General features: G+C 67.0%; 19 protein-coding genes. 10 read left to right on the top strand and 9 right to left on the bottom strand.

The features are described from left to right. Positions 1 to 43: 43 nt before the first annotated feature. The 6 genes from GTH22_RS04285 to GTH22_RS04260 all read right to left on the bottom strand — a co-directional run bounded on the left by GTH22_RS04285 (position 44) and on the right by GTH22_RS04260 (position 9614). A complete protein-coding gene (locus GTH22_RS04285) occupies positions 44 to 2728 on the bottom strand; it encodes a ribonuclease E/G (RefSeq protein ID WP_252943468.1) in 2685 nt (894 codons plus the stop codon). A gap of 562 nt (positions 2729 to 3290) precedes the next feature. Further along, positions 3291 to 4382, bottom strand: a complete 1092-nt coding sequence (locus GTH22_RS04280) for an ABC transporter ATP-binding protein (protein WP_252943466.1) — start codon at positions 4380 to 4382, stop codon at positions 3291 to 3293. Between the two features lie 24 nt (positions 4383 to 4406). After that, entirely contained in the window at positions 4407 to 6062 is a 1656-nt protein-coding gene (locus GTH22_RS04275) for an alpha-amylase family glycosyl hydrolase (protein ID WP_371928314.1), read from the bottom strand. A 7-nt stretch (positions 6063 to 6069) separates the two neighbouring features. Beyond that, positions 6070 to 7218: a carbohydrate ABC transporter permease gene (locus GTH22_RS04270; protein ID WP_252943464.1), complete on the bottom strand. Its 1149-nt coding sequence runs from the start codon at positions 7216 to 7218 to the stop codon at positions 6070 to 6072. A gap of 1 nt (position 7219) precedes the next feature. Further along, positions 7220 to 8224 (bottom strand): carbohydrate ABC transporter permease, encoded by a 1005-nt coding sequence (locus GTH22_RS04265; RefSeq protein WP_252943462.1) that lies wholly within the window; start codon positions 8222 to 8224, stop codon positions 7220 to 7222. A gap of 163 nt (positions 8225 to 8387) precedes the next feature. Beyond that, the gene (locus tag GTH22_RS04260; protein ID WP_371928382.1) at positions 8388 to 9614 is read right to left on the bottom strand and encodes an ABC transporter substrate-binding protein; all 1227 of its coding nucleotides are present in this window, start codon (positions 9612 to 9614) and stop codon (positions 8388 to 8390) included. 331 nt (positions 9615 to 9945) lie between these two features. On the opposite strand from GTH22_RS04260, the gene GTH22_RS04255 reads away from it, so the two are divergent. The 10 genes from GTH22_RS04255 (at position 9946) to GTH22_RS04210 (ending at position 18584) form a co-directional block, all read left to right on the top strand. Continuing rightward, positions 9946 to 10968: a LacI family DNA-binding transcriptional regulator gene (locus GTH22_RS04255; RefSeq protein ID WP_252943457.1), complete on the top strand. Its 1023-nt coding sequence runs from the start codon at positions 9946 to 9948 to the stop codon at positions 10966 to 10968. A gap of 80 nt (positions 10969 to 11048) precedes the next feature. Next, positions 11049 to 12377 (top strand): GH1 family beta-glucosidase, encoded by a 1329-nt coding sequence (locus GTH22_RS04250; protein ID WP_252943455.1) that lies wholly within the window; start codon positions 11049 to 11051, stop codon positions 12375 to 12377. Beyond that, complete coding sequence (locus tag GTH22_RS04245) at positions 12374 to 13339, top strand: glucokinase (RefSeq protein WP_252943454.1); 966 nt, start codon at positions 12374 to 12376, stop codon at positions 13337 to 13339. Before GTH22_RS04250 ends, GTH22_RS04245 begins: the two co-directional genes overlap by 4 nt. Positions 13340 to 13522: 183 nt before the next feature. Then, positions 13523 to 13813 (top strand): STAS domain-containing protein, encoded by a 291-nt coding sequence (locus GTH22_RS04240; protein WP_252943453.1) that lies wholly within the window; start codon positions 13523 to 13525, stop codon positions 13811 to 13813. Further along, positions 13810 to 14202, top strand: coding sequence for a response regulator (locus GTH22_RS04235; protein ID WP_252943452.1), 393 nt, complete (start codon positions 13810 to 13812; stop codon positions 14200 to 14202). The genes GTH22_RS04240 and GTH22_RS04235 overlap by 4 nt, the downstream gene beginning before the upstream one ends. Further along, positions 14202 to 16391, top strand: coding sequence for a chemotaxis protein CheA (locus tag GTH22_RS04230; protein ID WP_252943450.1), 2190 nt, complete (start codon positions 14202 to 14204; stop codon positions 16389 to 16391). The genes GTH22_RS04235 and GTH22_RS04230 overlap by 1 nt, the downstream gene beginning before the upstream one ends. Before the next feature lie 4 nt (positions 16392 to 16395). Further along, positions 16396 to 16869, top strand: coding sequence for a chemotaxis protein CheW (locus tag GTH22_RS04225; protein ID WP_252943448.1), 474 nt, complete (start codon positions 16396 to 16398; stop codon positions 16867 to 16869). Continuing rightward, positions 16866 to 17801: a protein-glutamate O-methyltransferase gene (locus GTH22_RS04220; protein WP_252943445.1), complete on the top strand. Its 936-nt coding sequence runs from the start codon at positions 16866 to 16868 to the stop codon at positions 17799 to 17801. The genes GTH22_RS04225 and GTH22_RS04220 overlap by 4 nt, the downstream gene beginning before the upstream one ends. 4 nt (positions 17802 to 17805) lie before the next feature. Then, a complete protein-coding gene (locus GTH22_RS04215; protein WP_252943443.1) occupies positions 17806 to 18192 on the top strand; it encodes a response regulator in 387 nt (128 codons plus the stop codon). A 29-nt stretch (positions 18193 to 18221) separates the two neighbouring features. Continuing rightward, a complete protein-coding gene (locus GTH22_RS04210) occupies positions 18222 to 18584 on the top strand; it encodes a hypothetical protein (protein WP_252943441.1) in 363 nt (120 codons plus the stop codon). 151 nt (positions 18585 to 18735) lie between these two features. Here the strand turns inward: GTH22_RS04210 and GTH22_RS04205 are convergent, their stop codons facing one another. From GTH22_RS04205 to GTH22_RS04195, 3 genes are read right to left on the bottom strand one after another with little or no spacing between them, the layout of a single operon-like run. Continuing rightward, on the bottom strand, positions 18736 to 19260 hold the full coding sequence (locus GTH22_RS04205; protein WP_252943439.1) for a chemotaxis protein CheD: 525 nt from the start codon (positions 19258 to 19260) through the stop codon (positions 18736 to 18738). Further along, the gene (cheB, locus tag GTH22_RS04200; protein WP_252943437.1) at positions 19257 to 20309 is read right to left on the bottom strand and encodes a chemotaxis-specific protein-glutamate methyltransferase CheB; all 1053 of its coding nucleotides are present in this window, start codon (positions 20307 to 20309) and stop codon (positions 19257 to 19259) included. Before cheB ends, GTH22_RS04205 begins: the two co-directional genes overlap by 4 nt. 29 nt (positions 20310 to 20338) lie before the next feature. Further along, the gene (locus GTH22_RS04195) at positions 20339 to 23485 is read right to left on the bottom strand and encodes a methyl-accepting chemotaxis protein (protein WP_252943435.1); all 3147 of its coding nucleotides are present in this window, start codon (positions 23483 to 23485) and stop codon (positions 20339 to 20341) included. Positions 23486 to 23511: the final 26 nt, after the last annotated feature.

Here is a 23511-nt window from a genome sequence, read left to right as displayed (position 1 = left end):
CGCCCGGCAGGCACGCCCCCTTCATTTTCAAACCCCTGTCGCCTCAGCGACCGAGCGACCACCAGCCCTTGCGCTTGGGCTTGGACGGCTCGTCGCTGGCCTCGGCCTCGGCGGTTTCCAGCACCGGCTCCTCGGCGGCAGGTTCGGGTGCGGCCTCCGGTTCGGGGGCGGGCACAACCTCGGCTTCGGCCTCGGGGGCAACCTCGGAGGCCACTTCCGGCGCAGCCTCGGCAGGTGCCTCTTCGGCCACCACCTTCTTGCGGGTGCGGCGGCGCTTGGGCTTCTCCTCGGCTGCGGGCGCCTCTGCGGGGGCCTCCTCTGCCGGAGCCTCCTCCGTCGGGGCTGCCGCTTCGGCAGGGGCCTCGGGCGCGGCCTCTGCACCTGAGGCGTCAGCAGTTGCAGCTTCAGCCGGCGCATCCTCGGGCTTCTTGCGCGAGCGACGGCGACGGGTGCGCTTGGGCTTCTCCTCGCCAGTCTCTTCGCCCTTCTCCTCGCCAGCAGCTTCGGCCGGGGCCTCGCCAGCAGTCTCGGGCTGGGCTTCGGCCGGGGCCTCTGCGCTCTCGCCTGCCTCGGCGCTCTCGCCCTCGGCAGCCTGCGCCTCGCCGTTCTGGCTCTCCGCGCCGTTCTCCTCGCCACCGTTCTCACCGCCGCCACCGCGACGCCGACGACGCCGACGGCGCTTGCGCTTGGGCTTGTCCTCGCTGCCTTCGGCCTCGGTGGTCTCCACCTCGGCCTCGGCCTGATCTTCCTCTTCCTCGTCGAGGTCGGGCAGATCGGTGGTGTCGATCGAGATCACCGGGGCCGTCACCTCGGCGATGCTCCGGGTCGCGGTCTTGAACTTCTCCAGCGAGAAGTCGGGCGAAATCAGATGCGCATCCGCCTCCAGCCGCACCGACAGGCCATAGCGCGCCTCGATGCTGGCCACATGCTCGCGCTTCTGGTTCATCAGGAAGTTGATGATCCCCACGGGCGCCTTCAGCAGAACCTCGCGGTTCTTGCCCTTGGTGCCCTCTTCCTCGATCTGGCGCAGGATGGCGAGACCGATGCTGTCATCCGAGCGCAGCAGCCCGGTGCCATGGCACGAGGGGCACGGCTGGGTCGTGGCTTCCAGCATCCCCGGACGCAGCCGCTGGCGCGACATCTCCATCAGACCGAAGCCCGAGATCCGGCCCACCTGAATGCGGGCCCGGTCGGTCTTCAGCTTGTCCTTGAAGCGCTTCTCCACGGCGTTGTTGTTGCGCCGTTCCTCCATGTCGATGAAGTCGATCACGATGAGGCCGGCAAGGTCGCGCAGGCGCAGCTGGCGGGCCACCTCCTCGGCGGCCTCCAGGTTGGTCTTCAGCGCGGTCTCCTCGATCGAGCCTTCCTTGGTGGCCCGGCCCGAGTTCACGTCAATGGCCACAAGCGCCTCGGTCACGCCGATCACGATGTAACCGCCCGACTTCAGCTGAACCGTCGGGTTGAACATCGCCGCCAGGTAGCTTTCCACCTGGTAGCGGGCAAAGAGCGGCAGCCCCTCGCTGTATTGCTTCACGTTCTTGGAGTGGGACGGCATGATCATCTTCATGAAGTCCTTGGCAGTGCGGTAACCCGCCTCGCCTTCCACCCAGACCTCGTCGATCTCCTTGGAATAGAGATCGCGGATCGACCGCTTGATGAGGTTGCCCTCTTCGTAGATCGGCGCCGGGGCGACCGATTTCAGGGTCAGCTCGCGGATCTGCTCCCACAGCCGCTTGAGATACTCGTAGTCGCGCTTGATCTCGGTCTTGGTGCGCTTGGCACCCGCCGTGCGCACGATCAGGCCCGCGCCCTGGGGCACCTCGATCTCCGAGGCGATTTCCTTGAGCTTCTTGCGGTCGGCAGCATTGGTGATCTTGCGGGAGATGCCACCACCACGGGCGGTGTTGGGCATCAGCACGCAGTAGCGACCGGCGAGCGAGAGATAGGTGGTCAGCGCGGCACCCTTGTTGCCGCGCTCTTCCTTTACGACCTGTACCAGAAGGATCTGGCGAACCTTCACCACTTCCTGGATCTTGTAGCGCTTGGGCCGGGGCTTGCGCGGCTGGCGGATCTCTTCGTGCACGTCCTCTTCGGCAACCGACTCGATGTCTTCATCCTTGTCGGCGGCCGTGGTCTCGTCGTCGTCCTCGCCGTGATCGTCCTGATCGTCGTCGCTCTGGTCGTCGTCGGCCTGATCGCTGTCGGCGGCGTCGCTGGCGCTCTCGGCACCGGCGTCGGCCCGGGTCTCGCCCTCGGCGCCCTCTTCGTTCACCAGCGTGTCGTCGGTCTCTTCCTCACCGAGGTCGACCACGTCCATGCCGCCAATCTCGCCATCCACATCCTTGGTGGCGACGGCATCGTTGCTGTCGGACTTCTTCGAGCGCGACCGGCGGCGGCGCGACTTCTTGGGCGCCTCCTCCTCGGCGGCCTGTGCCTCGGCATAGGCCCGCTCTTCCTCCAGCAGCGCCTGACGGTCGGCCACCGGGATCTGGTAGTAGTCGGGATGAATTTCCGAGAACGCGAGGAAGCCGTGGCGGTTGCCGCCATAATCCACAAAAGCCGCCTGAAGCGAGGGCTCCACGCGGGTCACTTTGGCGAGGTAGATGTTGCCGGCTAGCTGGCGTTTGTTGACAGTCTCAAAGTCGAATTCCTCAACCTTGTTTCCGTCGACCACCACAACCCGAGTTTCCTCGGCGTGGGTGGCGTCGATAAGCATTTTCTTAGCCATATTAACTCGTTGCACGGCGTTCTTGCCCCACGCCCTGGCGGGCGGGAACTGGAAAGGCCGTGTCTGGATAGGGCGAATGCGCGGGACATGCGTGGCAGGGCGCGTGCTGTTGCAGCTTCCCTTGCCTGCTCGTCTGTCCTCACGCGTTGCATCGCGGTTTGTCTCCGACGCGTCCCGGCCTTGCGGCGGTCGCGCCCGTTTGGGGGGGCCGTGGCCTGCGTGGTGCGAGCCGGGCCAAGTGGCCCCTCAAGTTTGATCTCTCGGGGCCGGTTAACTCTGGCGGACGCATCGCGGCGGCGCTTGTTGGCTCCGCATCTGCACGTCCCTGCCAGGGAAATCGCTCCGGACCATCTCAGGGCACCCGCCCCGGACCGTCCGTGGATCGACCATAACGGAGGGGCGTGTTGAAAGACAATGCCTAAAGCGCGTGGGGCCTGAAACGATTGGGGTTAACGGCCCCGTGCCACGGCACCCTGACCCGAGGGCACCGCGCCGCAGTACCGGAGCCCGCCCGTCGCGGCCCGCTCACGCCTCGCTCTGGGACTGTTCGGCGCCCTGCCCCTCAGCGGTAGAGCAGCGACTGGCCGCCGATGAACAGATGCACCTTCGCCGGGTCCGCCGCCAGCACCACCTCGCCGCCCCGCATGTCGCGGTGCACGCCCGGCAGCTTGGCGATCACCTGCCCGTGGCCATGCTGCGGCTCGAAGTAGAGCAGCGTCACTTCTCCAAGGTTTTCAGTGTATTCCACCACGCCCTTGAAGCAGCAATCCGCATCGCTCCCCTGCCGCAGGTCTTCCGGGCGGATGCCGATGTTCACCTCGGCCCCCATGTCTCCCGCCTCGGTCGGCACCGCCGAATGGGCCACCACGCCGCTCTGCAACTCCACCGCCGTCACCGCGCCGGTCTCCACCACCTTGCCGGGGATGAGGTTCATCGCCGGGGAGCCGATGAACTGGGCGACAAACTCGTTTCGCGGGGTCTCGTACAGCTCCAGCGGCGTGCCGACCTGCGCGATCCCCTTGTTGGCCAGCACCACGATCCGGCTGGCCAGCGTCATCGCCTCCACCTGGTCGTGGGTCACATAGACCATCGTGCTCTCGGGCATCTGCTCCTTGAGCTGGGCAATCTCGATCCGGGTCGCCACCCGCAGGGCGGCATCGAGGTTCGAGAGCGGCTCGTCGAAGAGGTAGACCTTCGGGTCGCGTACGATACTGCGCCCGATCGCCACCCGCTGCCGCTGCCCGCCACTGAGCGCCTTGGGCAGCCGGTCGAGATATTCGGTGAGTTGCAGCTTGGTCGCCGCCGCATCCACCGCCGCGTCGATCTCTTCCTTGCTCTTCTTGGCCAGCTTGAGCGCAAAGCTCATGTTCTCGCGCACCGTCATATGCGGGTAGAGCGCGTAGCTCTGGAACACCATGGCGATGCCGCGCTCGGAAGGCGGCACATCGTTCACCACCTGCCCGTCGATCTCCAGCGTGCCGCCGGTGATCTTCTCGAGACCCGCGATCATCCGCAGCAGCGTGGACTTGCCGCAGCCCGAAGGCCCGACGAACACGATCAGCTCACCGGTCTCGATATCGAGGTTGATGTCGTTCAGCACGTTCACCGTGCCGCCATAGGTCTTGGCCACATCCGTCAGTTTCAGTTCCGCCATGGCGGTCTCCTCCCTGGTATTCGTTCAGCGACCCAGCAGGGCAAAGCCCCAGGCCCCCAGCGTGACGCGTTCTCCTTCAAGCGGCGCGGCGCCCAGTGCGGCAGCCTCCTCCAGCGCCGTCCATCCCGCGCCCACCTCGTGCGATACGGGGCCCTCCGCGAGGTTGAACAGCGCCAGCACCTCCCGGCCCTGCCCGGTCCGGCGGATCACCAGCAGGTCGCCCTGCGCCGCGATCTCCTGCGCCCCGCCGCGCAGCACCCCATGGGCCTTTCTCAGCGCCACCGCCCGGCGGTAATGGGCCAGCATCGAGGCGCTGTCGCCCTCCTGCTCCTCCACCGCCCGCGGCAGGTGCTCGGGCGCCACCGGCAACCATGGCCGCGCCTCGTTGCCGTGCGAAAACCCGCCATGCACCCCCGCATCCCAGACCATCGGCGTGCGGCAGCCGTCGCGGCCCTTGAACTCGGGCCAGAACTCGATGCCATAGGGGTCCTGCAAGTCCTCAAAACTCACCTCGGCCTCGGGCAGCCCCAGCTCCTCGCCCTGATACAGGCAGGCCGAGCCGCGCAGGCACATCATCAGCACCACATAGGCGCGCGCGGCGGTCTCGCTCAGACCCCAGCGGCTGATGTGGCGCGGCACGTCATGGTTGGAAAACGCCCAGCAGGCCCAGCCATCCGCCGCCACCCGCTCGACGCGGTGCATGGTCTCGGCCACATATCCGGCGGTCGGCTTGTCCTTGGCCAGCAGCTCGAAGGCGTAACACATGTTCATCATGTCATCGCCCGCCGTGTACTGGCCCAATATCTCCAGCCCAAGCTGGGCATCCCCCACCTCGCCCACGGCCGCCGCGCCATAGGGCTTCATCACCGCCCGCAGCCGCTTCAGGAAGGCCAGGTTCTCGGGCCGCGACTTGTCGTACAGGTGCTCCTGCCAGTTGTAGGGGTTCACCGCAGGCGCCGTCTGATCATTTCGCAGCGCCGGATCGAGCGCCGGGTTGTCGCGCAGCTCGGCGTCGTGAACGTAGAAGTTGATGGTATCGAGCCGAAAGCCGTCGACCCCGCGATCAAGCCAGAACTCCGCCACCCGCAGCAGCTCGTCCTGCACCGCGGGGCAATGAAAGTTGAGGTCCGGCTGCGAGGTCAGGAAGTTGTGCAGATAATACTGCATCCGCCCGCCATCCCACTGCCACGCACTCCCGCCGAAGATCGACAGCCAATTGTTCGGCGGCGCCCCGGTCGGCTTGGCATCGGCCCAAACATACCAATCCGCCTTGGGGTTGGCATGATCCTTCCGGCTCTCCTTGAACCACGCATGCTGATCCGAGGTATGCGAAAGCACCAGATCAATCAGCACCTTCAACCCCAGCTCATGCGCCCGCGCAATCAGCGCGTCGAAATCCGCGAGGCTGCCGAACATCGGATCGACCTCGCGGTAATCGCTCACATCGTAACCGAAATCCTTCATCGGGCTCTTGAAGAACGGGCTGATCCAGACCGCATCGACCCCGAGCGAGGCAATATGGTCGAGCCGCGAGGCAATGCCCGCAAGGTCGCCCACCCCGTCACCCGAACTGTCCTGAAAGCTGCGCGGATAGACCTGATAGATCACCGCCCCGCGCCACCAGTCGGGATTCTCCACACGAGCTGCAATTGCGGCCTGCACGTTGCTCATATCGTTCATTCTTTTCTCACTTCACCGAGCCGGCCAAGAGGCCGCGCACGAGGTATCGTTGCATTGCGAAAAACACCAGAAGCGGCACCGAGATGGAGACAAAGGCCGCCGTGGCCAGAATCTCCCAGTTGCCGCCCCGGGTGCCGAGGAGTTCGACGATCTGCCGGGTCATCACCGTGGTGTCGCCCGAGCTGTCGATCAGGAAGACCAGCGCCACCAGCAGGTCGTTCCATGTCCAGAGAAACTGGAAGATGGCGAAGCTGGCCAGCGCCGGAAAGGACAGCGGCAGCACGATCCGGGTGAAGATCTGGAAGTCCGTCGCCCCGTCCACCTTGGCATTCTCGATGATGTCGCGTGGCAGCCCGACCATGTAGTTGCGCAGGAGGTAGATCGCCAACGGCAGCCCGAAGCCGGTATGCGCCAGCCAGACCCCGATATAGCCCTTCCCGATCCCGATCTCGTTGTGGAACTTCAGCAGCGGGATCAGCGCCAGTTGCAGCGGCACCACCAGCAGCGCCACGATGGCCGCAATCAGCAGCGCCCGCCCCGGAAACTCCATCCACGCCAGCGCATAGGCCGCGAAGGCCGCCACCAGGATCGGGATGATGGTGGCCGGGATCGTCACCGTCAGCGTGTTGAAGAAGGCCTTGGCCATGCTGTCGGTGCGGTCGCCCGAAAACAGCACGCGCTCGTAGTTCGCCGTGGTGAACTCCGGCGGCGTGGTGGTGGTCACAAACACCCGCTGCCCCCGCCCGCTGATCTGCTCGTCGCTGCCGCGCCATGTGTAGCTGCCGTCTTCCTCCACCGTCATGCTCTCGCCATCGCCCATGTCGGCCGTCTCGCCGGGCCCGAAGGCCCCCACATCGCGCGACGACACGCCGAACGCCGAAATCTCGCCGCCCTCCTCGCCAAAGAGGTTGCCCGTCACCACAAAGCCCGCACCCTCGGCCACCCGCAGCTCGTCGGGGTCATCGGTGCGCAGCTGTACCACCTGCTCGGTCGGAAACAGCGCCTTCCACCAGCCGGTCGCGCTGATCTGGTCGGCGGTGCGGAAGGACGACACGAAGAGCCCGACCGTCGGAAAGATCCAGAGCAGCACCAGCAGCACCACCGAGATGTTCACCGCCCAGCTCAACGAAGATTTCTTGCCAGCAATGTTGTCCATGTCAGCGCATCTCCTTGCGGGCGTTGTAGACGTTCCACACGAGGATCGGCGTCACCAGCAGCATGATCACCATCGCCGCCGCCGAGCCGACGCCCCAATCGTTGGCGCGGAAAAGCTTGTCATACATGTAGTTGGCCAGAACCTGCGTCTCCCATTGGCCGTTGGTCATGGCAAAGACGATGTCGAAGATCTTCAGCACGACGATGGTGATGGTGGTCCAGACCACCACGATGGTGCCCATGATCTGCGGCACCTTGATCTTGAAGAAGATCTGGAAGGGGTTGGCCCCGTCCACGATCGCCGCCTCCACGGTTTCCTCCGGGATGCCGCGCAGGGCGGCGGAGAGGATCACCATGGCAAAGCCGGTCTGGATCCAGATCAGCACCGCCATGAGGAAGAAGTTGTTCCAGAACGGCACCGTCAGCCAGGCCGTCGGCTCGCCGCCGAGGCTCACCACGATGGCATTCAGCACCCCGATCTGCTCCTCGCCCGAGGCGCGGTAGTCGTAAACCAGCTTCCAGATCACCGCCGCCCCGACGAAGCTGATCGCCATCGGCATGAAGATGATCGACTTGGCCACCGCGCCCCATTTGATCCGGTCGGTGAGCTGCGCGGCCAGCAGGCCGAAGGCGGTGGAGAGCGCAGGCACCACGATCAGCCAGAGCATGTTGTTCAGCAGCGCCTCCATGAACTTGGGATCGTTCCACATCTGCACGTAGTTCGAGGCCCCGGCCCATTCATAGCCCCCGCCCGGCACCCGGTTGGTAAGTGAAAGCCGCAGCGTCTCGACCACCGGATAGGCAAGGTAGAGCCCCAGCGCGATGACCGCGGGCGCCAGAAACAGCCATGGCCGGATCAGGTTGGCACGGTTGATGTTGCGCCCCGCATGGGGGCCGCGCGGCGGATAGAGCACCTTGTCGAGAAACAGGTTGGAGGCCCAGAAGTAGCCCACGCAACCGCCGACCCCGACGATGATGGTGATAAGCCCTTGTAATGCCGGATGCATGGCGCCCCTCCCCGGTTGCCGTGTCCGGGCGGCCCTGTGCGGCCACCCGCAGAGTGGGCACCTCAGCCCACCGTCGTCGCGGTCACGTCGCGTGTCCCGCCCGTGGGCTGTGCCCCACCTGTCGCGCGCCGCCCCGAACCCGCGTCCGGGGCGGCGGCGCTCATCACTTCACCGCGTCCCAGCTCTGCTGGATCTCTTCGGTCACGGTGGCAACGTCCTTGCCGCCGACATAATCGACCATCCCGGTCCAGAAGCTGCCCGCGCCGACGGCGCCCGGCATCAGGTCGGAGGCGTCGAAGCGGAAGGTGGTCGCGCCCAGAAGGATCTCGTTCATCTTCTTCAGGGTCGGATCACCGAAGGCATCGGGGTTCACCCCCTTGTGCGGCGTCAGGAAGCCCTTGCGCGCCATCCAGATCTCATGCGCTTCCGGGGTCTTCAGGAACTCGATCAGCTCATGTGCCGCCGGGCTGTCGTTGGTGATCGCCCAGAGCGTGCCCGCGCCCAGCACCGGCTGGCCGAGGTCGCCCTCGCCCGAGGCCGGGAAGTAAAAGAAGTCCACGTCCTCGCCCACAACCGAGCCTTCCGGGAAGAAGCTGGGGATGAAGCTGGCCTGGTGGTGCATGTAGCACTTGGGCGGGGCGTCAAAGAGGCCCTTGGGGCTTTCGCGGAAGTCGGTGGTCGCCACCGCGCCCGCGCCGCCCGCAACCCAGTCGTCGTTCAGCGCGAACTCGCCGAAGGCCTCGATCGCGCCCACCACGGCCGGATCGGTGAAGGGGATCTCGTTGCTCACCCACTTGTCGTAGACGTCAGGCGCCTGGGTGCGCAGCATCATGTCCTCCACCCAGTCCGTCGCCGGCCAGCCCGTGGCGCCGCCCGAGCCGAGCCCGATGCACCACGGCGTCTCGCCGTCTTCCACGATCTGTGCGCTCAGAGCCTTCAGGTCTTCCAGCGTCTCCGGCACCTCGTAGCCCGCATCCTCGAAGTTCTCCGGGATGTACCAGACAAGGCTCTTCACATCGACCTTGTAGAAAAAGCCGTAGAGCGCATCGCTGCCATCCGGCCCGGCATAGGTGCCCAGATCGACCCAGCTCTGCCCGGCGGTATAGTTTTCCTTCACCCAGTCGCCGGTGCCCTCGGCCAGCGGCGTCAGGAAGCCGCGCTCGGCCATGACGGCGGCAAGCCCGGGCTGCGGAAACACCGCCACGTTGGGGGCCGATCCGGCCTCGGCGTCGATCACGATCTGCTGTTCGAAGCTGTCGGAGCCGGTGTAGCGCACGTCATGGCCCGAGGCCTCGGCAAAGGCCGCCAGCACCGCCTGCACATGATCCTCGTCGGCGCCGATCCACGGGCCCGCCACGGTGATCTGCTCGGCAAGCGCCGGAGCGCTCATCAGCGCCAGCACGGCGCAGCTCGTCTTGATGGAATGTCTCATGAAGGTATCCTCCCGGTTGTAAAGCGCGGGCTCTGCCCGGCGCTGTCGTCTCTCCCCCGCCTTGGTCACAAATCCCGTTCCGACTCGGGGCTTCTCAAAGCGCTTTGGACAGCACCACCATGACCGATCCCAGCCCACAGGTCAACCAAGCCTCATTCTACCTGCCTGTTTTAATCGTGTTTTTCGCAGTCGCAGCAATTTCACGCTGCAACTGCAATGCTTTGACGACCCCGCCCTTCCCCGCTAGTGTCTCCTCAAGTTGAAAGCGCTTTGGGAGGGTGCTGGCACAATGAACCTGAAGCAGCTCGCCGCGAATCTCGGTCTGTCGCAAACCACGGTGAGCCGTGCGCTGAACGGCTATCCCGAGGTTGCGGAGGCCACCCGCAAGCGCGTGCTCGCCGCTGCAACGCAGCACAACTATCGCCCCAACACCCGCGCCCAGAGCCTCGCCACCGGCCGCGCCATGGCGATCGGCCACGTCATCCCCATCTCCACCCGCCACGAAATGATGAACCCGGTCTTCGGCGACTTCATCGGCGGCGCCGGCGAGATCTATGCCCGCGCCGGCTACGACATGATGCTCACCGTCGTCCCCGACGATGCCGAAGGCACCGCCTACCGCTCCATGGCCCAGCGCAACTCCGTCGATGGCGCGGTGATCCACGGCCCGCGCGCCGGCGACCCGCGCATCGCCCTGCTCAAGGAGGTCGGCCTGCCCTTCGTGGTCCATGGCCGCGTGCCCGTCGACGAGTCCGACTACTCCTGGGTCGACGTGAACAACCGCCGCGCCTTCGAGCGCGCCACCCTCCACCTCGCCGACCTCGGCCACCGCCGCATCGCCCTGCTGAACGGGCTCGAAACCATGGATTTCGCGATCCGCCGCCGCGAGGGCTTCGAGGCCGCGCTCGCCGCCCGCAGCCTGCCCTTCCTCCCGGCCCTCCACCGCGCCGAGGAAATGACCGAGAGCTACGGCTACGAGGCCGCCAGCACCATGCTCTCCCTGCCCGAACCGCCCACCGCCTTCCTCGTCTCCTCGCTCATCACCGCCATGGGCGTGCGCCGGGCGATCGAGGCGCGCGGCATGGTGATGGGGCGCGACGTGTCGATCATCACCCATGACGACGATCTCGGCTACTTCAAGAACGGCGGCGAAGTGCCTGTTTTCACGGCCACCCGCAGCTCAGTGCGCGAGGCGGGCCGGATCACCGCCGAAATGCTGCTCGGCCTGATCGAGGCCCCCGACAACGGCCCCCGCCAGCACCTGCTGGAGGCCGACCTCACCCTCGGCCTCTCCACCGGCCCCGCGCCCTGAACCGCGCCCGCCCCTGGACTCGCCCGCCCTTCTTTTAAGATACATGCCCCCAACCCCGCGCCCCATCAGGATTTCGCCCCATGCTCCGCCACAGCCGCGCCGACTTTCCCGAAGGTTTCCTCTTTGGCACCGCCACCTCGGCCTATCAGATCGAGGGCCACGGCATGGGCGGCGCAGGCCGCACCCAATGGGATGATTTCGCCGCCACGCCCGGCAACGTGGCCCATGCCGAGCACGGGCAAACCGCCTGCGATCACTTCAACCGCTGGCCGCAAGACCTTGATCTGATTGCCGATGCCGGGCTCGACGTCTACCGCTTCAGCCTGTCCTGGGCGCGCGTCATGCCCGAGGGCACCGGTCCCGCCAACCCCGAGGGGCTCGACTTCTACGACCGCCTCGTCGATGGCATGCTCGAACGCGGCCTCAAGCCCGCCGCCACGCTCTACCACTGGGAACTGCCCTCGCCCCTGCTCGACAAGGGCGGCTGGCGCAACCGCGACATCGCCCGTTGGTTTGCCGATTACACCTATACCGTCATGGCCCGCCTCGGAGACCGCATCTGGTCCGCCGCGCCGATCAACGAGCCATGGTGCGTCGGTTGGCTCTCCCATTTCATGGGGCTCCACGCCCCCGGCCTGCGCGACATCCGCGCCACCGCCCGCGCCATGCACCACGTCTGCCTTGCCCATGGCGAGGCGATCGGGGCCATGCGCAGCCTCGGCATGGGCAACCTCGGCGCCGTCTTCAACTTCGAATATGCCCAGCCCGCCGACGAGAGCCCCGAGGCCGAGGCCGCCGCCCGGCGCTATGACGGCATCTACAACCGCTGGTTCCGCTCGGGCATCTTCAAGGGCGAATACCCCGCCGATGTGCTCGAGGGCCTCGGCCCCCACATGCCCGAGGGCTGGCAGCACGATTTTTCCACGATCACCGCCCCGCTCGACTGGTGCGGCCTGAATTACTACACCCGCAAGCTCATCTCCCCCGACCCGCAGGCGCCCTGGCCCCATTACATCGAGGGCGCGGGCGACCTGCCCAAAACCCAGGTCGGTTGGGAGATCTACCCCGAGGGCCTGCTGCACTTCCTCAAGGATACCGCCGCCAACTACACCGGCGACCTGCCGCTCTATGTCACCGAGAACGGCATGGCCTGGCCCGATATGCCCGGCGTCCCCGACGATACCCGCATCGCCTATCTCGACGCGCACCTCGCGGCGGTCAAACAGGCGCTGGCCGAGGGCGTGCCGGTGAAGGGCTATTATATCTGGTCGCTGATGGACAATTACGAATGGTCTCTGGGCTACGGCCCGCGCTTCGGGCTGGTCCATGTCGATTACGACAGCCTTGAGCGCACCCCCAAAGCCTCCTATGAGGCCCTGAAGGCCGCGCTCAGGAGCCCCCAAGGATGACCCACACCGCCTTGATCGCCGATATCGGCGGCACCAACACCCGGCTCGCGCTGGCCCATGGCCCCGAGCTCGATGCAGGCTCGATCATGCGGTTCCGCAATGCCGAGTTCGCCGATTTCGAGGCCGTGGTCGCGGGCTACCTGCCCCGGGTCGGCACGCCGCAGATCTCGGGGGCCTGCGTGGCGGCGGCCGGGCCCGTGGTCGATGGCGTGGCCGAGCTGACCAATATCGACTGGGTGCTCGACATTCCCACCATCGCGCGGGCCGCGGGCACCGACGAGGTCGCCCTGCTCAACGATCTCCAGGCCCCCGGCCACGCCATCGGCCGCCTCGCACCCGAAGGGCTCGAAACCATCCTCCCCGCCGCCGCGCCCCCCGCGCCCGGGGCCACCGGCCTCGTGGTCAATGTCGGCACCGGCTTCAACGCCGTGCCGGTCCATTCCACCCCCACCGGCCGCCTCGTGCCCGCCTCCGAGAGCGGCCACGTCAACCTGCCGATCCGCACCGAGGCCGACCTGCGCCTGAGCCATTACGTTGATGACAGCCACGGCTTTCCGGCGGTCGAAGAGGTGCTGTCGGGTCGCGGTCTGGAGAACGTCTATCGCTGGCACTGCGCCGAAACCGGAGCCGCGCCCGAGCTGCGCGGCAGCGAGATCATCGCCGCGGCCGAGGCAGGCCGCAGCCCGCAGGCCGGGGCCGCGGTGCAGACCTTCCTGCGCTTTCTGGGCACCGTGACGGGCAACCTCGCGCTCGAGCATCTGCCCTTCGGCGGCATCTACCTCGTCGGCGGCGTCGCCACCGGGCTTGGCGCGCTGCTGAAGACCGGCACCTTCGCCGCCGGGTTCCGCGACAAGGGCCGCTTTGCCGGGTTCATGGAGGATTTTCCCGTCACGCTGGTGCGCGATGACCGCGCCCCCCTGATCGGCTGCGCCAACCACCTGCACGAGCGCCGCACCGCCTGATCCCCCGTCTCCTGCGGGGTGGCCCCGAGGCAATGACGCTTTCCTTGCGGCGGCGTGCGATTTCCTCACGGCGTGTAAGTTAATCTTAAGACCTCTGGGGCATCTCTTCCTCATCCAACCGACCGGATGAAGGAGTCGTTTCATGCTTGTGCCCTTCGCCCCGCCGATGCGGGGGCCTGCCCGATGAGCGAAGCCAGCCAGCGCGTGCCCCTGCCCGAGCGGCTCGACCTGCCCGCCGCCGCCCCCCTGCGCGAGGCGCTGCTCGGCCATGCCGGCAGCCCCGTGGTGATCGACGCCAGCAGCTGTGAAAGCATCGGCACACCCGGCCTCCAGGTGCTGCTCGCCGCCGCGAAAAGCTGGCGCGAGGCGGGGGCCGAGCTGTCGGTCGATTCCTTGTCGCAGGAGTGCGAGGCCCAGCTTGCGCTCTTCGGCCTCTCCCCCGGCGATCTTTGCAGCAAGGAGCCAGCCGAATGAGCCTCAAGATCCTCGCGGTGGATGACAGCCGCACCATCCGCGACATGCTCAAGCTCGCCCTCGCCCAGGCCGGCTTTGCGCCCGAGGTCGCCGAAGACGGCGTTCACGGGCTGGAGGTGCTCGAAGAGATGGCACAGGACGGCACCCCGCCCGACGCGATCATCACCGACATCAACATGCCCCGGATGGACGGTTTCGGCTTCATCGACGCCGTGCGCGCCAAATCCGCCCACAGCGCCGTGCCCATCCTCGTGCTCTCCACCGAAAGTGCCGCCGAACTCAAGGCCCGCGCCCGCGCCTCCGGCGCAACCGGCTGGATCGTCAAACCCTTCGATCCGGTCAAGCTGGTCAAGGCCATCAACATGGTCGCCGGAAAAGGAGCCGCCTGATGCCCGAAACAGATCCGATGGCCGAAATCCGCGCCAGCTTCTTCATCGAATGCGAGGAGCTGCTCGAAAGCCTGCAGGACGGGCTGACAGCGATGGACGATGGCGATACCGACAGCGAAACCATCAACGTCTGCTTCCGCGCCGTGCACTCGATCAAGGGCGGCGCCGGGGCCTTCGGGCTCGAGGAGCTGGTGCGTTTCGCCCACCGCTTCGAGACCGTCATGGACGAAATCCGCAATGGCCGGCTCGATCCCACCCGCGACACCATCGCCCTGTTCTTCCGCGGCGCCGACATCCTCTACGACATCGTCCGCGCCTCCCGCGATGGCGAAACCCTCGACACCACCACCACCGAGGCCGTTCTGGGCGACCTCGAGGCGCTGGTCGGCGGCGTGATCGAGGAGGAGGTCGAGGAAGAGATCGACTTCGCCCCGATGACCCTCTCGCTCGACCCCCTCGGAGATGACGACGGCGAAAGCAGCGATGCGGCAGATGACTCGCCCCCGGGCTTCGCCATCTCCTTCCACCCCAACGCCGAGCTCTTCGCCTCCGGCAACGAACCCCGCCACCTCCTCGCCGCCCTGCAGGATCTGGGCGAGATGACCACCACCTGTGACCTCTCCAAGCTCCCCGCCCTCGAGAACCTGCACCCCGAAGAGGGCGCCATCGGCTGGCACATCGAGCTCACCACCCCCGCCCGCGAGGAAGAGGTGGCCGAGGTCTTCGAATTCGTCGACGGCCTCTGCGAGCTCACGATCAAGGCGCGCGGCAATGCCGCCCCCGGCCTGCCCGACCTCGACAGCATCGTCATTCCCGGCACCGCCGACGATGGCGACGGCCCCACCCCCGATCCGGCCCCCGCCACCGCCGAGGACGACGAGCCAGACCCGGAGCCCGAGCCAGTGAGCGCGGCCCCCCAACCCACGCCCCCCAAACCCGCGCCCACCGCCGGCGCAGGCAAGGATAGCAAACAGGCCGCCGCCGGCCCCAAGGCCACCGTCCGCGTCGACCTCGACCGGATCGAGCGGCTGGTCAACCTCGTCGGCGAGCTGGTCATCAACCAGGCCATGCTCTCCCAGAGCGTCGTCGAAGCCGGCATCCCGGCCAATTCCACCGTGTCTTCCGGGCTCGAAGAGTTTCTCCAGCTCACCCGCGACATCCAGGAAAGCGTGATGATGATCCGTGCCCAGCCGGTCAAATCCCTGTTCCAGCGGATGAGCCGGATCGTGCGCGAAAGCTCCTCCATGGTCGGCAAATCGGTCCGCTTCGTCACCGATGGCGAGGCCACCGAGATCGACAAGACCGTGATCGAACGCCTCGCCGATCCGCTCACCCACATGGTGCGCAACGCCGTCGATCACGGGCTCGAAACCACCGAGGGCCGCCTCAAGGCCGGCAAACCCTCGGAAGGCGTCGTCACCCTGACCGCCGCCCACAAATCCGGCCGCGTGGTGCTGGAAATCAAGGACGACGGGGGCGGCATCAACCGCGAAGTGGTCCGTGCCAAGGCCGAGGAGAAGGGCCTTATCCCGCCCGGCGTGCCGATGCAGGATCAGGAAATCGACAACCTCCTGTTTCTCCCCGGCTTTTCCACCGCCAAGGAGGTCTCCGACCTCTCCGGGCGTGGCGTGGGCATGGACGTCGTGCGCTCCTCCATCCAGGCCCTCGGTGGCCGCGTCACCATCACCTCCGAGCCGGGCGTGGGCACCACCTTCTCCATCTCTTTGCCCCTCACCCTCGCCGTGCTCGACGGCATGGTCGTGGAGGCGGGCGGCGAAATCCTCGTGGTGCCGCTGGGCTCCATCTCCGAAACCCTCACCCTTCAGGCCGCCGACATGGAGCAACTCGGCGCGGGCACGAAGCTCGTGCGCATCCGCGAAGAGTTCGTGCCCATCCTCGACATGGCCGTGCAGCTCGGCTTCCGCCCCGCCCTCGAAAGCTACGAGGGCTCCTCGGTCCTGCTCATCACCATGGAGGACAACACCCGCTCCGCCCTCGTGGTCGACCGGATCGTCGAACAGCGGCAGGTGGTCATCAAGGGGCTGCAAGAGAGCTATGGCCGCATCCCCGGGATCGCCGCGGCCACCATCCTCGGCAATGGCCGCATTGCCCTCATCCTAGACCCGGCCGATCTGATCGCCTCTGCCGGCAGTTCGCGCAGCTTGCAAACCTTTGACCTCGCAGGATAATGCCATGACATCCCCCAGTGAAGAAACCGCCCACGACCCCACCCGCCAGGAGCTTCTCAGCTTCCACGTCGGCACCCAGGAGTATTCGATCGACATCATCTCGGTCCGCGAGATCCGCAGCTGGACAGAGGCCACTCCCCTGCCCCATGCCCCGCCCTACGTGCGCGGCGTCATCAACCTGCGCGGCACGGTGCTGCCCATCATCGACCTCGCCAAGCGCCTCGGCATCGCCGCGGGCGAAAAGAACGACCGCAACGTCATCGTCGTGGTCCAATCGGGCGATGACACCGTCGGCCTGCTGGTCGATGCCGTCTCCGACATCTTCGCCGTCTCGGAGGCCGAGCTTCAGGCCCCGCCCGACATGTCGTCGGACGGCTCGCTCAAATGCGTCCGCGCCCTCACCATCCACGAAGAACGCATGCTGCGGGTGCTCGACCTCGCCGCCGTTCTGCCCAATGTCGATGCCGAGGCCGCGTGAACACGGCCCAGGCCATATCCCCTGCCGCGCCGCCCAAGCTCGCTGCCGCCGCCATGTCCTCTGCGCCGATGTCGCCGCAGAAGCAGGCGCAGTTCGAGGCGATCGCGCGCATGGCCCGCGAGGCCGCCGGGCTGCACATCGTGCCGGAAAAATCCGCCATGGTCTTCTCGCGCATCGGCAAGCGGCTCCGCGCCCTGAAGCTCGCCAGCGTCGATGACTACATCGCCCTGGTGCAGAGCCCCGGGTCGGGCGGTGAGCGCGAGCATCTGATCTCGGCGCTGACCACCAATGTCACCAGCTTCTTCCGCGAAAGCCACCACTTCGAGCATTTCGCCAGCGAGCTGCTGCCGGGGCTCGCCGAGCGCGCCCGCGCCGGGGGCCGCGTCCGCCTCTGGTCATCGGCCTGCTCTTCCGGCCAGGAGGCCTACAGCCTTGCCATGGTGGTGCTCGAGCACTTCCCCGAGGCCGCCCGCCACGATCTCCGCATCCTGGCCACCGACATCGACCACCAGATCCTCGCCGCCGCCCGCGCCGCCACCTATTCCTCCGAACTGGTCGCCCCGCTGGAGTCGCGCGGCTATCAAAGGTTCCTGCGCCCCGCCGAGGGTGGCGATGTGACCATTGCCGAACCCCTCCGCGCCCTCATCGCCTTCCGCCACCTCAATCTCATGGGCGACTGGCCGATGAAGGGACAGTTCGATGCCATTTTCTGCCGCAACGTGATGATCTACTTCGACCAGCCCACGCAAAACCAGCTGGTGTCCCGCTTCGCAGGCGTCTGCGCTCCCGGCGCCATGCTCTACCTCGGCCACTCCGAGCGTATCGACGCCGCCGCCAACGCGCCGTTCCACCAGGTCGCGCAAACAACATTCGCCTTCGACCCCTCCCCGAAGGCCCGAGTCACGCCGCCCCCCGGCACCCATCAGGAGTAACCCGATGTCCCTCCGCGAAAAACTCCACGTCATGGTGGTCGATGACATGTCCACCAGCCGCGGCCTGATCCTTCAGGCGCTCGATGCAATGGGCGTGACCAATGTGCGCTACACCGCCGACGGAAACGCCGCCATGGCCGAACTCGAAAAGAAGCCGGCGCATCTGGTGATCTCCGACTACAACATGCCGGGCATGGACGGGCTGCATCTGCTGAAGGCCCTGCGCACCCACGCCAAGCTCAAGGGCATCGGCTTCATCCTGATCACCGGCAAGGCCGACAAGCAGGTAATCGACACCGGCCGCGCCCTCGGGATGAACAACTTCATCAAGAAACCCTTTGAGCCCAAAGACCTGCACGCCTGCATGGAAGCCGTGGTGGGCCGCCTGTGAATGCCACCGCCTCCCCCGACACAGCCACCATGCCCGTCGCCACCGACCTCCCGATCTCGGCTCTCCTGTCGCGCCTCGCCGAAACCCTCGATGGCCTCGCCAGCCGCACCGCGCAGATGCAGGACGACCTTGGCGCCTTCCTCACCCAGGCCGGCCACCCGACCCGTGCGCAACTGCGCGAACTGCAGGGCCTCGACCTTATTCACCAGACCCTCGACGACCTTCGCGCCGCCGCACACCTGGCTTCTGACGCCGCAGTTCGCCAGGACCACATCGACATCGTCGCCCTCGCCGACCTCCTGCGCCTCGAAAGCTGCCGTATCGCCCTGCTCCAAGGCGGCGAGGCGGCCCTGCAGCAGGAAAAGCCCACCGGAGAAGTCGACTTTTTCTGAAGCCTCCGTCCGCAAAACACAGTGCGTTCAGGCTTCGCCGGCGTGGGCGACACGACCGCTCTTTACACAATAATTGCCGTCAGATTCCTGATCGGCCCTCTCCCGGCATGGTCTTCCATGCCGGGACAAGTCAGCCTCCGCCCGCGCCGGATCAGAACAACTCAAGATCATCCTCTACCGCAGCGGGGGCCGGAGCCTTCACCGGGGTGATAGGCTCCTCGAACTTCGAGATCAGCATCTGGCGCGCCCGTCCACTCTCCGGCCAGAACTGCACCCGGCGGCCCTGCGTGCCACCCAGGGACTGGCCGGAAACCGGGATATTCTCGCGCTCCAGAAACTCCAGCACGAACGCCCCGTTCCGGGCCCCGATGTCCGAGCTGGCCTTAATCATGCGCGCACCACCAAAGAGCTTGGCCTCCAGCTTGCTGCGCCGCGCGCCCGCCTTCAGCATGCCGTTGATCAGCAGCTCCATCGCGTTCGCCCCGGCGGCTGCTTCGTAGAGATCTGTGCCACCGCCCGGCAGCAGGATGTGGTTCATCCCGCCCAACCGCGTCTCGCTGTCCCAGAGGCAGACCGAAACGCAGCTGCCCAGAATCGTGGTCAGCAGCGTCTCGGGGTCGCCGGACACGCCGAACTCCCCCTGCGCCACATGCACCGTCGCCCCGTTCCCGATCATTGCACACCCTCCCTGCTGCGGCCGCAGATCTCGAGGATCCGGCCACCTATACTGCCAAGCGGCACCTGTTCCTCGGCCGCGCCGGTCTCCCAGGCCACCCGAGGCATGCCCCAGACCGTGCTGCTTTCGCGGCTCTGCGCCACGGTCCGGGCGCCCGCCGCGCGCAGCGCCAGCATCCCCTCGGCCCCGTCCCGGCCCATACCGGTGAGCAGAACGGCCAGCAGGCGCGGGGCGAGCGCCTCGAGCGAGTGGAACAGCCGGTCGACCGAGGGCCGGTGTCCCGAGACCGGCGGCCCTTCGACCAGCCGGCAGAGCGGCAGTTCGCGTGAGGACGATGCCGGTTGAAGCTCCAGATGATGCGACCCGCCGGGCGCGAAGACGACCATCCCCTGGATAAGCGGCAGCCCGTTGCGGGCCAGGGTGACCCTCGGGGCAATGAGACCGGAGAAGCGATGTGCGAGGCTCTCCATGAACTGGGGCGGCATATGCTGGACGATCACGATCGGGGGCGCGTTCGGTGGCATGGCCCCGAGAACCCGCTCCAGCGCTTCAACCCCGCCAGTGGAGGAACCGATCAGCACGATCCGCCCGTTCCAGTGAAACCGGCTGTGTTCTTCCGCGACCGGGCGTGACGCGCGCGGCTCGACCCTCGCGAGGGAGGCTTCGTAGATCCGGTCTGCCGCATCCGCGGCCCGATCGGGGCGATCGAGCCCCTGCTTGCCGAGGCAGTCGATCGCGCCGAGCGCCAGCGCCTCGACCGTGATGTCGCTCCCGGGGCCGATGCCCGACGAGAGCATCACCACCGGAAGCGGCCGCAAGGACACGATTTTTTCCAGAAAGCTCAGCCCATCCATGCGCGGCATCTCGACATCCAGGGTTATGACATGAGGCCGGGTGGCCTTGATGACCGCGCGCGCCTCGAAGGGATCTCCGGCCACGCCGGCCACGTCGAAGCGCCCGTCTTCCACCAGCAGCCGGGCGAGCATGGCGCGCATGGTGGCACTGTCATCCACGATCACCACCCGCCTCTTTTCGGCCACCCCGGGCACGCGCGGGCTCCGGGGCTCTTCCGGCGGGCTCAGAACTCTTCCCAGTCTTCATCGGCCGGGTTCACCGCGAGGGCCGTATTGCCCTGGGTCGCGGGCGCGGGGTTGCGGCCACTGCGGAAGGTCGGCTCGGGGGCCGGGGCTTCGGCAGGCTTGGCCGCCGGAGCCGCCTTGGAGGCGGCCACCGCTGCCGGGGCCGGCATTGCATCGCCCGGCGCGGTGGCGGTGTTGGCGACCACGTCCCCGATGCGGAAACGGCTCATCGTGCTCTTCAGCGTATCGGCCTCGGAGGTGAGCGACTGGCTGGCGGCATTGGTCTCTTCGAACATCGCCGCATTTTGCTGGGTCACATGGTCGAGCTGATTCATCGCCGTGTTGATCTCGTCGAGCCCACTGGCCTGCTCCTTCGCAGAGCGGGCGATTTCCGAGACATGGCCGGCAATGTTGGTCACGCTGGTGACGATCTCGCTGAGGGCGACGCCGGTCTGGCCAACCAGATCGACCCCGCGCCGCACGTGATCGCCCGAGGAGGAGATCAGCCCCGAGATCTCGCGCGCCGCATCCGAGCTGCGTTGGGCCAGCGCCCGCACCTCGGAGGCGACCACCGCGAATCCGCGCCCGGCTTCGCCCGCCCGCGCCGCCTCGACGCCGGCGTTCAGCGCCAGCAGGTTGGTCTGGAAGGCAATGTCCTCGATCACGCTGATGATCTTCGAGATCTGGTCGGAGCTCTGCGAAATCTGGCCCATCGCGGCCACCGCTTCGCTCACCACCTGGCCGCCCTGTTCGGCGTTGCCCCGCGCTTCGCTCACCATGGTGTTGGCCCGGTCCGCCCCTTCGGAGGCGGAGCGCACGCTGGAGGTCAACTCGTCAAGCGCCGCGGCGGTCTCTTCCAGCGTGGTGGCCTGGCGTTCGGTGCGGCGTGACAGGTCGTCGGCAGAAGAGGCGATCTCGCCCACCTCGCGGTGGATGACCCCGGCGTTCTCCATCACCATGGCAATCGCCTCGCGGAGCTTGCCGGCCGCCTCGTTGAAATTCAGGCGAAGCTCCTCGTATTCCTCGGCAAATTCCTCCTCCAGCAGCCGTGTCAGATCGCCCTCGGCCAGTGCCGTGAGCCCCACGCGCAGGCCGTCGACCACCTGCGCCTGCGCCTTGGCCACGCGCTGCTGCTCCTGCTCGGCGGAGACGAGCTTTTCGCGGTCTTCGGTGATGTCGGAGCCCATGAAGAGGAACATGGCGGGCTGGCCGTCGGTATCCAGAACCGGAGAGAACCCGCCTTGCAGCCAGCGGGGGCTGCCTTCGGCCCCGCGCAGGCGGAACAGGCCGAAGACGTTTTCCCCGGCTTTCAGCCGGTCGAGCACCTCGCCGCGTTCGCCGGCAAGCGCGCCATCGAACTCGAACACCTCAACCGCCGCCTTGCCCGTCAGCGCCGCGGCAGGGCAGCCCAGCACTTCGGCCATGGTGTCATTGACCTCGAAGACCTTCGCCTCGCGGTCCATCTTGATGGTGGCGAGGAACTTGTCGATCGTGCCCATCAGGGCGCGGTCCATGAAGTCGCGGGTCGCATTGGCCAGTTCGACCACCGTGCCGATGCTGCGCCCGGCCTCATCGGCCACCGCCCCGACCCGCATCGAGAACCGGGTGTCGCCGAGGCGGAAGAACAGCGTGCGGGGCAGCTCTTCGGGGGTTTCAAGCGCCCTGCGCAGGGTGTCAGGGTTGGGCATCAGCCGGTCGATCCCCTGCCCGGTCAGCGCGCCCGCGCCATCGTGGAGCCCGCTCGCGGCGTAGATCTCGCCATGCGCGTCGAAGAACTCGGCCGCCGCCGCATTGGCGTAGGAGACCTTCATGTCGCTGTCGAGCATAAGCATCGGGGCCGAACTGGCCTGAAATCCTGCACCGCGGAAGATGTTGTCCTGCTCGGCGGCGCGGGCCGCCTGCAGGGTTTCGCGCAGCTTCTCGGCGCTGCCGGCCATCTCGCCCAGCTCGTCGCCGCGGCTGCGCCCGGCGATCGGGTGGTCGTAGCTGCCCCGCGCCAGTTCCTCGAGCCCCTGTCGCATACCGTTGACCGGGCGGACGATGCCGCGCGACAGGGCGAATCCGAGCAGCGTCGACACCACCAGCAGCGCGCCGCCGCCGATGGCGCTATGGGTGATGAGCCGGTTGATCGCCCCGAAGGCCTGCGCATTGGTCATTTCCACCGAGATCGCCCAGGTGAAGGCCCCGAGGTTCACCGGCCCGTAGACTGAAAGCCCCTCTGCCCCGTCCGAAAGCACGCCCTGCAGATGCCCGCGCTCGCCCGCCAGCGCCCGGGTCAGCCCCTCGGTCTCCACCGGCTCCAGCCCGGCCTCGCCGACCCGGTTGCGCGGCATCCCATCGGGGCCGATGACAAGCGCCTTCACCCCCTCGTTGCCCTTTGAGACATTGTCCAGCAGCGGCGCGATCTGGTCGGTGGGCATCTGCACCGCCAGAACGCCGCGCAGGGTGCCGCCCTCATCGGTGATGGCGATGCCGGCGAAGCCTGCCGCCGCCCCGTGAGAGGGCCCGTAGGGGGCAAAATCCACAAACACGACCGGATCGTCGGACCCCGCCCGCGCCACCGCCCCGCGAAACGCCTCGCCCAGCCCGCTCTGCGCCCAGGGCCCGTCCATCAGGTTGGTGGCAAAATCCAGCTCCTTGAACACCGTGTAGATCAGGTTTCCATAGGGATCGAAGAGGAAAATGTCGTAATAGCCGCGGGTCTGCTGCTGGGCGCGGAAATAGCCATGAAACCGCTTGTGCGCGATCGAGTAGCCCGAGCCGTCGCGGGCGAAGTCGTACCTGTGTTTCTCCCCCAGTGGATGCGGGTTTTCCTCGATATAGTGGCGCTGCAGCTCGGCCGTCACCCCCGCACCCATCGCGCTGTAGGCGCCGGTGAACTTCTGCAGCGCCGACAGCACCGTGGCCTCCGCCGCATTCACCACCAGGTCCGAGCGGATCTGCTCGACCCAGCCCTCGACCGCCTGCCGATCCTCCTGCAGGGTGCGCTCCAGCCGGGCCAGCGCCGCCTCCTCCGCGTTTCGCCAGCCCTGCCAGGCCAGCAGGCCCAAAAAGCCGACGACCGTGAGAACCACGATGAGAGAAATCAGAAGCGGCAGTTTGATCCGCAGTTTCAGGCTGTGCAGCAGGGGCATCCGCAGGGGCATCCATAGTCTCCAGGTGCTCAAGGTGC

The organism is Oceanicola sp. 502str15, from assembly GCF_024105635.1.
Taxonomy (GTDB): Bacteria; Pseudomonadota; Alphaproteobacteria; order Rhodobacterales; family Rhodobacteraceae; genus Vannielia.
This window is presented reverse-complemented; position numbering and strand designations above follow the sequence as displayed.